The following is a 12,765-nucleotide window of genomic DNA, read 5'->3' as shown; positions in this document are numbered from 1 at the left end:
TTCGGAGCCTCAACAGAGACAAAACCCCATCAGCTACACCCCACCGCCCTGGGCATCCAGGGCACCAACCCCAGACACCTACAAACTTAGGGAAACCCCATGGCCACCAAAGTCGATTCCCCCGCCCCCGTCCTCCCACAGCCCGACAGCCAGGACAATGCCGACCTGGCCGGCTTCGGCTATCAGCCGGTGCTGCACCGCAAACTCGGCCGCTATGCCTCATTCGCGGCCGGATTCTCCTTCGTCTCCATCCTCACCACGATCTTCCAGTTCTTCGGTTTCGGCTATTCGTTCGGTGCGGCCGCGTTCTTCTGGACCTGGCCGATCGTGTTCGTCGGACAGTTCCTGGTCGCGCTGAATTTCGCCGAACTGGCCGCGCGCTACCCGATTTCGGGCTGTATCTACCAGTGGTCGCGTCGGCTCGGCGGCGAGGTCATCGGCTGGTTCGCCGGGTGGATGATGGTCATCGCGCAGATTGTGACTGCCGCCGCGGCGGCGATCGCGCTGCAGGTAGTGCTGCCATCGATCTGGAGCGGATTTCAGGTCGTCGGCGAGGACACCGCGCTCACCTCGACCTCCGGCGCCACCAATGCGGTACTGCTCGGCAGCATCCTGCTGGTGCTCACCACGGTGATCAATGTGATCGGTATCGACCTGATGGCGCGCATCAATTCGATCGGCGTCACCGTGGAGATCATCGGCGTGCTGGCCATCATCGCGCTGTTCTTCACCCACACCGAGCGCGGGCCGGGCGTGGTGCTGCAAACCGATCAGGCCGCGCCCGGATCGTATTGGGCCGCGTTCCTCGTCTCCGGCCTGATGGCGGCCTATGTAATGGTCGGATTCGATTCCGCCGGAGAGCTTTCCGAGGAAACGAAGAATCCGCGCCGGGTCGCGCCGCGCACCATTCTGACCGCGCTGGCTGTCTCCGCACTCGGCGGTGGACTGCTGCTGCTCGGTGCGCTGATGGCGGCACCGAGTCTGGACGACGGTTCATTGGGCACCGAGGGCCTGGCCTATGTGCTCACCTCGAAGCTGGACAGCCCGGCGGGTAAGGTGCTGCTCGGGTGTGTCGCGGTGGCGATTACAGTGTGCACCTTGGCAATTCAGACGGCTGGCTCGCGACTGATGTTCTCGATGGCGCGCGACGGCAAGCTGCCCTTCGCCCGTCGGCTGGCCGTGGTGCATCCACGCTTCGGCACACCGGTGCTGCCCGCGGTGATCATCGGCGTACTCGGTATCGGTCTGCTGGTGCTCAATCTCGGCAATGCGGCGATCTTCGCGACCTTGGCCAGTGTCTGCATCGTGACGCTCTATCTGGCATATCTGCTGGTCACCGTACCGCTGCTGATACGGCGGATCAGGGGCTGGGACAGCGGTGACGCCGGGTTGTTCAGCTTGGGGCGCTTCGGAATCCCGATCAACGCGCTAGCCGTCATCTGGGGCATCGCGATGGCGGTGAACCTGGCCTGGCCGCGTGCCGAGGTCTATACGCCGAATGGTGGCAGCTGGTGGATGCTTTGGGCCGCACCGCTTTTCGTGGTGATCGTGGTCGCCGTCGGTGTTGTCGTGCATCGAATCGTCAATGCGAAGCCGAGCACTGAAAGCCTCGAACCCGCGGTCCAACCCGCCTGATGAGGTGTGCGGTGGTGGTCTCGACACCACCACCGCACACCGACCCGCCGAGTGGCGCACCTGCTGACCGCGCGCCCCACCACCGGCCAACACTCGCAACGCACCGCATCTGACACCGGTTCGAGCACGTGGACATCCCCGCCGACAAACCATGAACGACGACAGCTGTCGATCAGCAAGCGAAGCGTCCAGAACAGTGTGGAAGCCAGTCCTTCGAGACCCACCACAGGCGACCACCGATCAGGCACACCCCCGCCACCCTCGGCATCCAAAGCACCGGCACCCAGACACCTACGATCTTAGGAACCACCGATGACCAGCACCGCCTCCGCTCTCGGGGCTCGCGCGCACGCGAGATCCCAAGCAGCCACCGCGACCATCGCCGGACCGGAGTTACCCGATGACGTCGCGGCGGCGAGAATAACCTTCGCTCAACGCATTCCGGCCGGTGGTTACGCGAATGTCGTACTCGGTCGCGGGACCAGACTGCGTTTGCGCGATCCCGCCGGAGCCGCATGCCCGCACGTGTTGTTGCTGCGTGCCGACGCACCGTGGGAGCGGCTCAATGTGGCCGATACCGTGAAAGTGCCGTGGCAGGCATATCTGGGTATCGGACATCCACTGCTGTCGGATCAGGGCCGGGTGCTGGCCACCATTGTCGCCGACACGTCCGGCCAGCACGACGCCCTGTGCGGCCCGACGCCCGAAGGCCGTGCACTGCTGCGACTCGCGGGCGCAAAACAGGGTCTCGAGCCACGGGATATTGCGCCGACCGTGTCCTTCTTCCGCGGCGTCCGCGTCGAATCCGATGGTGCGCTGAGCGCCACCGGCAGCGCCGCGGCGGGTTCCTCGGTCGACCTGCTCATCCATCTGCCGGTGATCCTGCTCGTCACTGACACCACACACCCGCTCGATGATCGGCCCGCATCAGATCTCGACATCGTCGCCTGGGCCGCACCGGACGAGCTTGCCGTGCAGCACAATTCCGACCCGGAATATCTGCGAGCGGTCGAAAACACCGAACAGGCCTGGACGGCCGCGACTGTGGAGGTAGGGGCATGATCTCGGCACCGACCCGCACCATTGTGCTCGACGAAACCGTGCCGGCATGCGCGCCGTGGTCGACCGTGGTCGGCGCGGGCGAACAACTCGAAATCATCGACCTGCACGGCAATCAGGCGGTGGACTGTCTGCTGTATTCGGCTGCCGACCACACCGACCGCTACAGCGCGCAGGCCACCATTACCGCACAACGCAATATCTTCCTCGGCACCGGAAGCGTGCTGCGCACCGATGCCGGCACCGCGCTCATGACCGTGCTAGCCGACGAGGTCGGCAACCATGACACCATCGCGGGCGCCTGCTCCCAGGAGTCCAATACGCTGCGCTACGGCCATCACACCCGCCATCAACACGCCTGTGTGGAGAACTTCCTCACCGAGGCGCTGAAATGGGGCCTGGGCAAACGTGATCTGGTGTCGAATATCAACTGGTTCATGAATGTCCCGGTCGAGGCCGACGGCACCCTCGGCATTGTCGACGGATTATCTGCTCCAGGAAAGAAAGTCACGTTGCGCGCCGAGATCGACACGTTGGTGCTGGTGTCGAATTGCCCGCAGATCAATAACCCCTGCAACGGATTCGATCCGACTCCCGTTCGGATGGTGGTGACCCGATGACCGTTGCCGACCTAGCGGTTGAACATGGCGAAGTCGTGGGCCACGTGGGTGTGATAAACGCGGCCGACACTGCGCGTGCCGCATGTCCAGAGCAGGCAGCGCAGGTGATTCGGCCGGGAATGCTTACCACGGTGCAGGATTGGCCGGGCCGTATCGGATATTGGCACGTCGGAGTTCCGCCTTCGGGCCCGATGGACGATCTGTCGTTCCGGCTCGGCAACCGCGTGCTCGGCAATCCCGAGGGCGCTGCGGGCCTCGAATGCACACTCGACGGTCCCGCGCTGAAATTTTCCGCGCCGACATGGGTGTGCGTCACCGGCGCACCGACCGATGTCACCGTGAACGGGATCGGTGTCCAGCAGTGGCGAACGGTGCTGGTTCCGGCGGAAGCAACGCTGGACATCGGTTCGGTGCGTGGACCGGGCATGCGCTGCTACGTGCTGATCGCGGGGGGTATTCAGCTGCCCAAATATCTGGGCAGCGCAGCCACATTCACGCTCGGCAGATTCGGCGGCAGCGCGGGGAATGCGTTGCGTGCCGGTGAAATGCTCCCGCTCGGCGCACATCGGGGCCGAGTGGCGGCCGCGGTGCCGATGGAGGAGCAGCCGGTCCTGACGCGGCGGTGGGAATTGGCTGTCACCGAAGGCCCGCACGGCGCGCCGGAGTTCTTCACCCGCAAAGACTTCGACACGATTATCGGCACCGACTACGAAGTGCATTTCAATTCCGATCGCACCGGAGTGCGACTGATCGGCCCGAAACCCGAATGGGCCAGAACCGATGGCGGCGAGGCGGGACTACACCCCTCCAATATCCACGATACTCCGTATTCGGTTGGAGCACTGGACTTTACCGGCGATACACCCATCCTACTCGGCCCCGACGGCCCCAGCCTCGGTGGCTTCGTCTGCCCGGTGACGGTGGTCGCGGCCGACCGGTGGAAGCTCGGCCAACTCGCCCCCGGCGACATCGTGCGCTTCGTCCCGATCCGCAGCGCCCGCGCCGCCTCCCTTCGCGAACTCGGTACAGCCAGACGCGCCGCCTGGCCCACCGTGCTCTCCCCCGGCGGCGACGGCGATGACGGTGTACTGCGTCGCGCCGATGTCGACGACGAGACCGGGGTGACCTACCGCCGTCAGGGAGACGACGGCGTCCTCGTCGAATACGGCGCCATGACGCTGGATCTCGGTCTGCGCGCCCGTGTACACGCGTTGCATCAGCATCTACTCGGGGCCGATGTGCGCGGCGTGACGGAACTGACGCCCGGTGTCCGTTCGCTGCAGGTCCGAGTCGATCCGACGGTGATGCCGGTCCCCGTCCTGCTCGATCTGCTGACCGAAGCCGAACAGCACATCCCCGCCGCCGATCAGCTCGTAGTGCCGAGCCGCACCGTGCACCTGCCGCTGTCCTGGGACGATCCAGCCACGCGGGAGGCGATCACCCGCTATATGCACGGGGTGCGCGCGGACGCACCCTGGTGCCCGTGGAATATCGAATTCATCCGGCGCATGAACGGTTTGGCTTCGGTACAGGAGGTCTACGAGACCGTCTTCGGGGCCGAATACCTGGTCCTCGGTCTCGGCGACGTCTACCTCGGCGCACCGGTCGCGACCCCGACCGATCCGCGCCACCGGCTGGTCACCACGAAGTACAACCCGGCCCGCACCTGGACCCCCGAAAATGCCGTCGGTATCGGCGGCGCGTACCTGTGCATCTACGGAATGGAAGGTCCCGGCGGTTACCAATTCGTCGGCCGCACAACCCAAGTCTGGAATCACCGCCACCCCGGTGATGCGAGCGACGAATCGCCTTGGCTGCTGCGCTATTTCGACCGGATCCGCTGGCATCCGGTCGAAGCCGATGAACTCCTGGACCTGCGCGCCGATTTCGCGGCGGGCAAGGTACAGGTGCAGGTCGAGGACGGCGCGTTCGCACTCGCCGACTATCGGAAGTTCCTGTCCGACAATGCCGAATCCATCGACCGCTTCCGCGCGATACAGGCCGAAGCCTTTGCCGCCGAACGCGACTCCTGGCTGCAGGCGGGTGAACTCACCGCCTGATCGCGCATTACCAGCCGAACAGCTCCGCCATATCGATGGACTCGTCATCCCAGAGGTCCTCGATATGGCGTCGTTCCACCTCGGGCAAATCCGGCGACCAGCCGCAGCGTCGCCAGAACTCTTCCCGATATTGCTGAGTAATCCGTCTCGGCTCGCTCATGGCGCTCACCTCTGCATTGCCACCGTCCTGCTGCCTTTGATTGTGAGCCTGCTCCGGCCACGACATGCCGGAACAGGCCCAGGTTTTCAGCGCAGGTCGCGGAAGAACTCGCGGATGTCGTTCAGCAGCAGCACGGGCTCCTCCAGGGCCGCGAAATGTCCGCCGCGATCCACATCGACCCAGCGGGTCATTGTGTGCTGGGTCTCGCAATAGCGCCGAATTCCGACGTCCTGAGCGAAAACGATTGCCGCAGTGGGCACTCCGGAATTCGATTTACTCGTACCCCAGCCGGCGCGCTGCGCGTAGCCGACGAATGCGGCCGAACCCGCAGTGCCGTTGAGCCAGTACAGCATCACATTGGTCAGCAGCCGGTCGCGGTCGATGATCTTGTCCGGGTCCATGTTTCGCGGATAGGTCCATTCCCGGAATTTGTCCATGATCCAGGAGAGCTGACCGATCGGCGAATCGACCAGTCCGTAGGCCACGGTCTGCGGTCGGGTGGATTGAATCGCGATATAGCCGATCTCCTCCCGCAGGAATGCCTGGATGCGGTCGATCCGGTCGCGCTCGAGATCGGTCAAGCTGGCCAACTCGTCCTGGGAAAGCTGATGGGTCGCAATCGGATCCGGGCCGCCATTGGTGTGGACGCCAATCACATTTTTCGGCGCGCTCCGGGCCACCTCCGGACTCACCGCAGCGCCGATATCGCCGCCCTGTGTGCCATAGCGCTCGTAGCCGAGTCGGCGCATGAGTTCGGCCCAGGTGTCGCCGATCTTCGCGCTGGTCCAGCCCACTTCGCTGACGGGTCCGGAGAAGCCGAATCCGGGCAGCGATGGAATGACCAGATGGAAGGCATCGCGGGGATCGCCGCCGTGGGCACGCGGGTCGGTGAGCGGTTCGATCACGTCGAGGAATTCGACGACCGAACCTGGCCAGCCGTGTGTCATCAGCAGGGGCAGGGCATTGGACTCGGGTGAGCGGACGTGCAGGAAGTGGATGCGCTGTCCGTCGATCTCGGTGGTGAATTGCGGATAGGCGTTGAGCTGGGCCTCGGCGGCGCGCCAGTCGTAGCCGGTGCGCCAGTAGTCGACCAGTTCGCGCAGCCAGGTAGTCGGCACGCCGGTATCCCAGCCGTCGCCGGGCAGCGGTGCGGGCCAGCGCGCATTGTCGAGACGATTGCGCAGGTCATCGAGCTGCTGCTGCGGGATTTCGATGCGGAACGGAGTAATCTCTGTGCTCATGAAAACCACGCTATGACCCGCTTAGGACAGACTCTGCCCTAGCTTGGGGGCAGACTTTTCGTCATGTTGGAAACCTCCGCGCGCCTGCTGCGATTGCTGTCGCTACTGCAGACGCCTCGGGACTGGACCGGTACCGAACTCGCCGAACGCCTCGAGGTCGATGTGCGCACAGTGCGCCGCGATATCGACAAGTTGCGCAACCTCGGCTATCCGGTCGACGCAACCGCCGGTGTCGCGGGGTACCGCCTCGGGGCGGGTGCGAAACTGCCGCCGCTGCTGCTCGACGATGATGAGGCGGTGGCCGTTGCCGTCGGGCTGCGTACCGCGGCGGGTGGCACCATCGCGGGCATCGAGGACAGTTCGTTGCGCGCGCTCACCAAACTGGAGCAGGTGCTGCCGTCGCGGCTGCGGCATAGGGTCAGTCTGCTCCAATCGGTCACTGTCACAGTGCCTTCCGCCGGCCCGACCGTCGATCCCGATGTGCTGACCGCGGTCGCCGGTGCCATCCGCGACAATCACCGCCTGCGCTTCGACTACCGAACACACGGCGGGACAACATCATTGCGTACCGTCGAACCGCATCGTTTGGCGCACACCGGTCGGCACTGGTATCTCATCGCCTGGGATATCGAACGCGCGGACTGGCGCACCTATCGCGTCGACCGCCTACAACCCCGCGTTCCCACCGGCCCCCGCTTCACCCCGCGCGAGCCACCCGAGACCGACCTGGCGCACTACATAACCAGCGGCACAACAACTTCCCCCTATCGCTATGCCGCCCGCGTGACACTGTATGTGCCGGCCAAGGTCGCAGCCGAACGCATTGCCCCGACCGTCGGCGTCATCGAGGCCATCGACGATCGAAGCTGCCTCCTACGCACGGGTTCCAACTCCCTGGACGAACTCGCCGTCTACATAGCGACTTTCGGCTTCGCCTGCCGAATCCACGAACCTCCCGAGCTGATCGCCCACGTACGCGAACTCACCAATCGTCTCGCCGCGGCGATCGACTAGCGATCACACCGGAACGGCAGCGACGGCCTCGATCTCGACAACCGCGCCTGGCACGGCGAGCGCGGCCACCTTGGCGACGGTGATGGCGGGCGGATTCGGCCGTCGACGCCACACCTCGCCGAATGCCGCGAATCCGTCCTGCAGCGGCTGGCCGTCGACGATCAGGATCGTCCACTTCACGACTTGTTCGATGCTGCGCCCGCGGCTTCGAGGCATGTCACCAGATTCGCGAATGCCTGCCGGGCTTCCGCGAGGTCCGGGCCCGCCAACCGGCCGTTCGCATCGATACCGTTCTGTCCGCCCACGTAGATGGTGTCCGTGGCCGCCGAAACCCGCACCACCTGGGTAAACGCCGGATTGTTCGGCAAGGTCTCGGGGTTTATATGCGTCGTGGTCGTCATGTCGCGCAACATAACAACCGAGGCCGACATTTAGTCGGCCTCGCGCGCAGTGGCCTCCGGGTTCACCTGATCACGGATGGCGCGCAGGCTGGTAACGAAGGCATCGAGTTGGTCGGGCGGCAGCAGACCGGTGAACCAGCGCTCGATGACCTCGAGGTAGTCGGGGAGTACGCGCGCCAAGCGGGTCGCACCGGCGGCGGTGAGCACGGCGTAGGAACTGCGGCGGTCCACCGAGTCGAGTTCGCGGCGCGCGAGGCCGTTGCGCTGCAGGCGGTCGACCAGTCGGGTGACGCCGCTGGTGGACAGGTTGGTCTGGGCGGCGAGGTCGGTCATCCGCAGGCGACGGTCCGGTGAGCGGCTCAAGCGCATGAGTGCGTTGACATCGAGGCCGGACAGACCGTGTTTCTTCCAGGTCGGTTCCAACTTGCGGGTCAGGCCGTCGTACGCCTCGTAGAGCAGGCCCATGGTGGTGAGCCTGGGGTCGTCGAAGAGTTCTGCGTCCACGGTGGCGAGCTTAGCCGAGATAGTTGCGATGGGGATAGTTGACATGCGGAACATATGCGCTAGATTGTTGTCATCGCAATATTCCTCACCGCAACTAAATGGAGATTCCGATGACTACCTCTTCGCGCTGGGTCGCTGGCTTCCGTTCTACGCTGGTCGACCCCGCCGAGCGGATTCGTTTGGCCGAGCCGCGCGGCTTCGCCGATGAGACAGTGCGTCAGGTGCTGCACCTGGTCGGGGCCGGCGAGCAGCTGCGGGTGCGGCTGACGAACCGCTATGGTTCGACACCGGTGACCATCGGTGCGGCACGGATCGCGGTGCGCAAGTCCGGGGCCGAGATCGTCGCGGAGAGCGATACCGAGCTGCGCTTCGACGGCGAGGCTGCAGTTTCCATTCCAGCTGGAGCCGATATCGTCAGTGACCCAGTCGATTTCGCGACGACTGCCGGTACCGATCTGGTGCTGAGTATCTACTTGCCGAAAGAGACCGGCCTGGCACCCTTTTCGCACCTGCCGATGGAATCCGGTTTCGTGGCCGCCGGCGATCAGGTCACCGCACTCGCGCTATCCGGAGCCGAGGAGACGACCTCACGCTTCTATGTGACCGGTGTCGACGTGCTCACCCCGACAGATGGGCCGATCATCGTCGCGTTCGGCGACTCCTGGTTCGAAGGCGTCGGGTCCACACCCGGCGCGAACCATCGTTCCGTCGACGTCCTCAACGAACGTCTCACCAGCGGTTGGGTTCTCAATCAGGGCATCGGCGGGACCCGTTTGCTGACCGACCAGATCGGCGAACATGGTCTGGCCCGTTTCGACCGCGACGTGCTCGGGGTTCCCGGAGTCACCCATGTTGTCCTGAACTTCGGTATCAACGATCTGATCCTCGACAACCGCACGTCATCGGCCGATGCACTCATCGCCGGTTTCCGGCAATTGGCCGGGCGCGCGCATGCGGCCGGACTCGCGGTGTACGCCAACACCATCGGCCCCTTCGCCGGTGTCATCTATCCGGACCTCAATGTCGAAGAGGGCCGAGTAGTACGCCGCGCGGTCAACGAATGGCTGCGCACCACCCGCGTTTTCGATGCCGTGTTCGACGTCGCCGCCGCCGTCGAAGACCCGAATGACCCCGACTTCATCCACCCCGACCTGGACAGCGGCGACGGCCTGCACCTGAACGACGCAGGTCACCACATCATGGGAACAACCATATCCATCCCCGGCCTCACCAACTAGCGCCGCCCAATGACGCCGCGCACATTTTCTCGCGCCGCGCACGAATTCGCCGGGCGAAAACGTGCGCGGCGCGCGAATCGATGCGCGGCAACAGCTCTGGCGGTAGTCACCGGGGCTCAGGGGGACAGACCGCGGAGGACGATTTCGATGCCGAGGTGGAATTCGGTGTTGGGGTCGATATTTTGGGCGTCGGTGGCGGTTTGGACGAGGAGTGGATAGTCGCTTGGGGGGAGGCGGGTCATGGCGTCGGTGCCTGCGCCGGAGAGTGGGCCGTAGTGCTCGTTCTGGAGGTGGCCGAGTAGGAAGGCGATGAGAGTGCGTTGGGCCAGGACTCGGCCGGTGCCGGTGAAGCCCGCATCGGTGAGGATGGTCAGCATCGCCTCGATCCAGCGCAGGCTGTTGGGGGCGGACTGGCGGTGGCGCACAACCAGCGGGACTGTTGCCGGATGGGCGGATACCGTCGTGCGCATGCGGTCGAGTAGGGCCGCGACGCGGTCGCGCCAGTCCGGGGCGGTCGGTGGCGCGAGGTCGATATCGGCCAGGAGATGGTCTACGACCAGCAGCTCGAGTTCGTCGCGGTCGGCGACATAGCGGTAGAGGCCCATGGTGGCGATGCGGAGTTCCTTCGCGACCGCGCGCATGGTGAGGCCGGACAGGCCATCGCGGTCGAGCACCGCGACGGCGGCGGCCGCGATGGCGGGGCTGGTCAGCGAGCGAGGGCGGGGCACGGGTTGACAGCGTACAAGGTACGCGCATACTGGCTGTAGGCGTACCTTGTACACCTACGAGAAGGAGTCCCCATGCCATTGCCGCGCACCGTGACCGACCGGACGCTGCTCACCATTGCCGACGCCGAGATTCCGGTCCCCGATCCGGATTGCCTGATACACCTGCAGTTTCGACGTTTCGCGGGCTGTCCGGTGTGCAATCTGCACCTGCGCTCGTTCGCCGTACGGCACGCCGAAATCTTGGCCGCAAACATCCGTGAGGTCGTCGTATTCCATTCCAGCGCAGCCGAATTGCGCACCTATGCGGGCGATCTGCCATTCGACCTGGTCGCCGATCCCGAGCGAATCCTGTACCGCGAGTTCGGCATCGAATCGGCACCGCGCGCCCTGCTCGACCCGCGCGCCTGGCCGACCATCGTCCGCGCCGCGACCCAGGCGACGGTAGCCGTACTGCGCAAGCAAAAGCCCGCTCCCCCGGGCAAACCCGAGGGTGGACGCCTCGGTCTGCCCGGCGACTTCCTCATAGCCTCCGATGGCCGCATCCTGGCAAGCAAACTCGGCAAGCACGCCGACGATCAGTGGTCGGTCGACGAACTTCTAGCCCTGGTCCCCGCCGACGCGTCGATGAACCTGCCGAAGGAATCCTAATCATGATGACCGTCGAATTGTTCGTCTCCGAGGAAACGATGAGCGTCGAACGGCAGCAACAGCTGGCCGACCGGGTGCTACACGAGCTGACCACCGGCGAATCCGCGCCGGACTCGGTGCTCGATATGGCACGCGAATTGACGCATGTAGTAGTGCACAAGCCGCAGGTCTGGGCTACCGGCGGCCCGGACATCACGGTCGAACCGCGCTATGTCGTGCGGATCACGGTTCCCGGATCATGGAGCAACAACCGCGAATTCGGCGACCACATCATCCCGATAGTCACCCGTGCGATCGCCGATACCGAAGCGGATCCGGACCGGCTCCTGCGTCGTCCGCATTGCATCGTGCAGATCGTCGGCGTCCGCGAACACGCGATCGGTGCGCTGGGCCGCTCCATGACCGCCACCGACATCACCCGGCTGATGACACAGGACTTCCGGGACTCCGGCGTGCGACCCGAAGCACCGAAGGGTTACACGATCGATCCGGTCTGCGGCATGACTATCGAATGGGCCACCGCCCAGATCACCCTGACCCACGACGGCACCGACTACGCCTTCTGTGCCCCGGTCTGCCGCAAGGTCTTCGCCGAGGAGCATGCCATCGCCGAACGATAAAGGCGGCTCAGGGCATCAGTGACGCCGGATCCACGGTGAATTCGAAGGGACTGCGCAGGGTGACGGACTCCCCAGCCGCCACCCGGTGCGTCCGTTCGTAGGTGCCCTCCGGCCCGAGGGCATGTGCGAACAGGACCGGCAACTTTTCGTCAGTGAGCTGGCCTTTGAACGGGTTGATCTCGACGCGCCAGTAGTTTGGAATTTCGGCTGCGGCATAGAGCACGGGCTTGACCATGCGATCCTGCATAGTCGTCGATTTGGAGACAACTTCGACGACCAGCTTCACCTGTTCGGCGGCGACCCCGCGGTCGTCCCAGTCGATCGCGCCAGCCGCCACCATGAGGTCGGGAATGGGCTCGTCGTCGCCGATCAGCACTCCCACGCCTTCCAGCACTACGTATCCGGGAGGCAGTGCGTCGTCGAGAGCGCGCACCAGCCATTTGATCAGCCACTGATGCCGCGGCTTAGGAGCAGCGTTCACGACGAGCTGGCCATTCAGCACCTCGTACCGTAATCCGTCTTCGGGAATGTGATCGAGGTCCGCGGCCGTCCAATGGTCGGACCGAGGAGCGGGCATTGCCAATGGAACCACCTCCAACCTCATCGAACGGGAGCGAACGACGTCCGCTCGGTCCCGTACGAGTCTAGCCCGCCAAAGCGGCGAGGTTCCGTCCGGTGATTCCGGCGCCCCTTCTGATCTCGCGGCGGCGCTTCCCGCTGTTCATGATCCGACCCAGCATCAACCCTTGATGCATATCCAGGTGTAAGTGCGTGGCCTTGCGGCGGTCACAAGTCCGCGGGTCGCATCATCCGTGGGGGAAAATAGCCATGGCAGCC

At 64.7% G+C, this 12,765-nt stretch carries 13 protein-coding genes and 1 pseudogene; 8 read left to right on the top strand and 6 right to left on the bottom strand.

All coding sequences use genetic code 11. From position 1 onward, the window contains the following. The first annotated feature begins 99 nt into the window (after window positions 1–99). From ACIBI6_RS33995 to ACIBI6_RS33980, 4 genes are all read left to right on the top strand, one after another. Entirely contained in the window at window positions 100–1,635 is a 1,536-nt protein-coding gene (locus tag ACIBI6_RS33995; RefSeq protein WP_396958951.1) for an amino acid permease, read from the top strand. A 312-nt stretch (window positions 1,636–1,947) separates the two neighbouring features. Beyond that, on the top strand, window positions 1,948–2,697 hold the full coding sequence (locus ACIBI6_RS33990; RefSeq protein ID WP_396958949.1) for a DUF1989 domain-containing protein: 750 nt from the start codon (window positions 1,948–1,950) through the stop codon (window positions 2,695–2,697). Beyond that, window positions 2,694–3,314, top strand: coding sequence for an urea amidolyase associated protein UAAP2 (locus ACIBI6_RS33985; RefSeq protein ID WP_396958947.1), 621 nt, complete (start codon window positions 2,694–2,696; stop codon window positions 3,312–3,314). The genes ACIBI6_RS33990 and ACIBI6_RS33985 overlap by 4 nt, the downstream gene beginning before the upstream one ends. Window positions 3,315–3,433: 119 nt before the next feature. After that, window positions 3,434–5,374: a 5-oxoprolinase/urea amidolyase family protein gene (locus ACIBI6_RS33980; RefSeq protein WP_396958945.1), complete on the top strand. Its 1,941-nt coding sequence runs from the start codon at window positions 3,434–3,436 to the stop codon at window positions 5,372–5,374. Between the two features lie 7 nt (window positions 5,375–5,381). On the opposite strand, the gene ACIBI6_RS33975 is transcribed toward ACIBI6_RS33980, so the two are convergent. Together ACIBI6_RS33975 and ACIBI6_RS33970 are read right to left on the bottom strand one after the other, a co-directional pair. After that, window positions 5,382–5,534, bottom strand: a complete 153-nt coding sequence (locus ACIBI6_RS33975) for a hypothetical protein (protein WP_364340853.1) — start codon at window positions 5,532–5,534, stop codon at window positions 5,382–5,384. Between the two features lie 86 nt (window positions 5,535–5,620). Then, a complete protein-coding gene (locus ACIBI6_RS33970) occupies window positions 5,621–6,775 on the bottom strand; it encodes an epoxide hydrolase family protein (protein WP_396958943.1) in 1,155 nt (384 codons plus the stop codon). A 63-nt stretch (window positions 6,776–6,838) separates the two neighbouring features. Here ACIBI6_RS33970 and ACIBI6_RS33965 point away from each other — a divergent pair, with 63 nt between their 5' ends. After that, window positions 6,839–7,789 carry a YafY family protein gene (locus ACIBI6_RS33965; protein ID WP_364340849.1) on the top strand — a complete coding sequence of 317 codons (951 nt, stop codon included), beginning with the start codon at window positions 6,839–6,841 and terminating at the stop codon, window positions 7,787–7,789. A 3-nt stretch (window positions 7,790–7,792) separates the two neighbouring features. Here ACIBI6_RS33965 and ACIBI6_RS33960 read toward each other — a convergent pair. Both ACIBI6_RS33960 and ACIBI6_RS33955 read right to left on the bottom strand, forming a co-directional pair. Next, window positions 7,793–8,190, bottom strand: a pseudogene (locus ACIBI6_RS33960) (RidA family protein). A gap of 30 nt (window positions 8,191–8,220) precedes the next feature. Further along, the gene (locus ACIBI6_RS33955; protein WP_364340847.1) at window positions 8,221–8,694 is read right to left on the bottom strand and encodes a MarR family transcriptional regulator; all 474 of its coding nucleotides are present in this window, start codon (window positions 8,692–8,694) and stop codon (window positions 8,221–8,223) included. Window positions 8,695–8,804: 110 nt separating this feature from the next. Between ACIBI6_RS33955 and ACIBI6_RS33950 the strand changes: the two genes are divergently transcribed. Then, window positions 8,805–9,932, top strand: a complete 1,128-nt coding sequence (locus ACIBI6_RS33950; protein WP_396958941.1) for a GDSL-type esterase/lipase family protein — start codon at window positions 8,805–8,807, stop codon at window positions 9,930–9,932. A 116-nt stretch (window positions 9,933–10,048) separates the two neighbouring features. Here ACIBI6_RS33950 and ACIBI6_RS33945 read toward each other — a convergent pair whose 3' ends face one another. Next, window positions 10,049–10,660 carry a TetR/AcrR family transcriptional regulator C-terminal domain-containing protein gene (locus tag ACIBI6_RS33945; RefSeq protein WP_364340842.1) on the bottom strand — a complete coding sequence of 204 codons (612 nt, stop codon included), beginning with the start codon at window positions 10,658–10,660 and terminating at the stop codon, window positions 10,049–10,051. A 72-nt stretch (window positions 10,661–10,732) separates the two neighbouring features. Between ACIBI6_RS33945 and ACIBI6_RS33940 the strand changes: the two genes are divergently transcribed. Beyond that, window positions 10,733–11,308 carry a peroxiredoxin-like family protein gene (locus tag ACIBI6_RS33940; RefSeq protein ID WP_364340840.1) on the top strand — a complete coding sequence of 192 codons (576 nt, stop codon included), beginning with the start codon at window positions 10,733–10,735 and terminating at the stop codon, window positions 11,306–11,308. A 2-nt stretch (window positions 11,309–11,310) separates the two neighbouring features. Beyond that, the gene (locus ACIBI6_RS33935) at window positions 11,311–11,928 is read left to right on the top strand and encodes an ATPase (RefSeq protein ID WP_364340838.1); all 618 of its coding nucleotides are present in this window, start codon (window positions 11,311–11,313) and stop codon (window positions 11,926–11,928) included. Between the two features lie 7 nt (window positions 11,929–11,935). Here the strand turns inward: ACIBI6_RS33935 and ACIBI6_RS33930 are convergent, their stop codons facing one another. Next, window positions 11,936–12,505 carry a Uma2 family endonuclease gene (locus ACIBI6_RS33930; RefSeq protein ID WP_396958938.1) on the bottom strand — a complete coding sequence of 190 codons (570 nt, stop codon included), beginning with the start codon at window positions 12,503–12,505 and terminating at the stop codon, window positions 11,936–11,938. Window positions 12,506–12,765: the final 260 nt, after the last annotated feature.

It is taken from the genome of Nocardia sp. NPDC050412 (assembly GCF_044458825.1).
Lineage (GTDB): Bacteria > Actinomycetota > Actinomycetes > Mycobacteriales > Mycobacteriaceae > Nocardia.
This window is presented reverse-complemented; position numbering and strand designations above follow the sequence as displayed.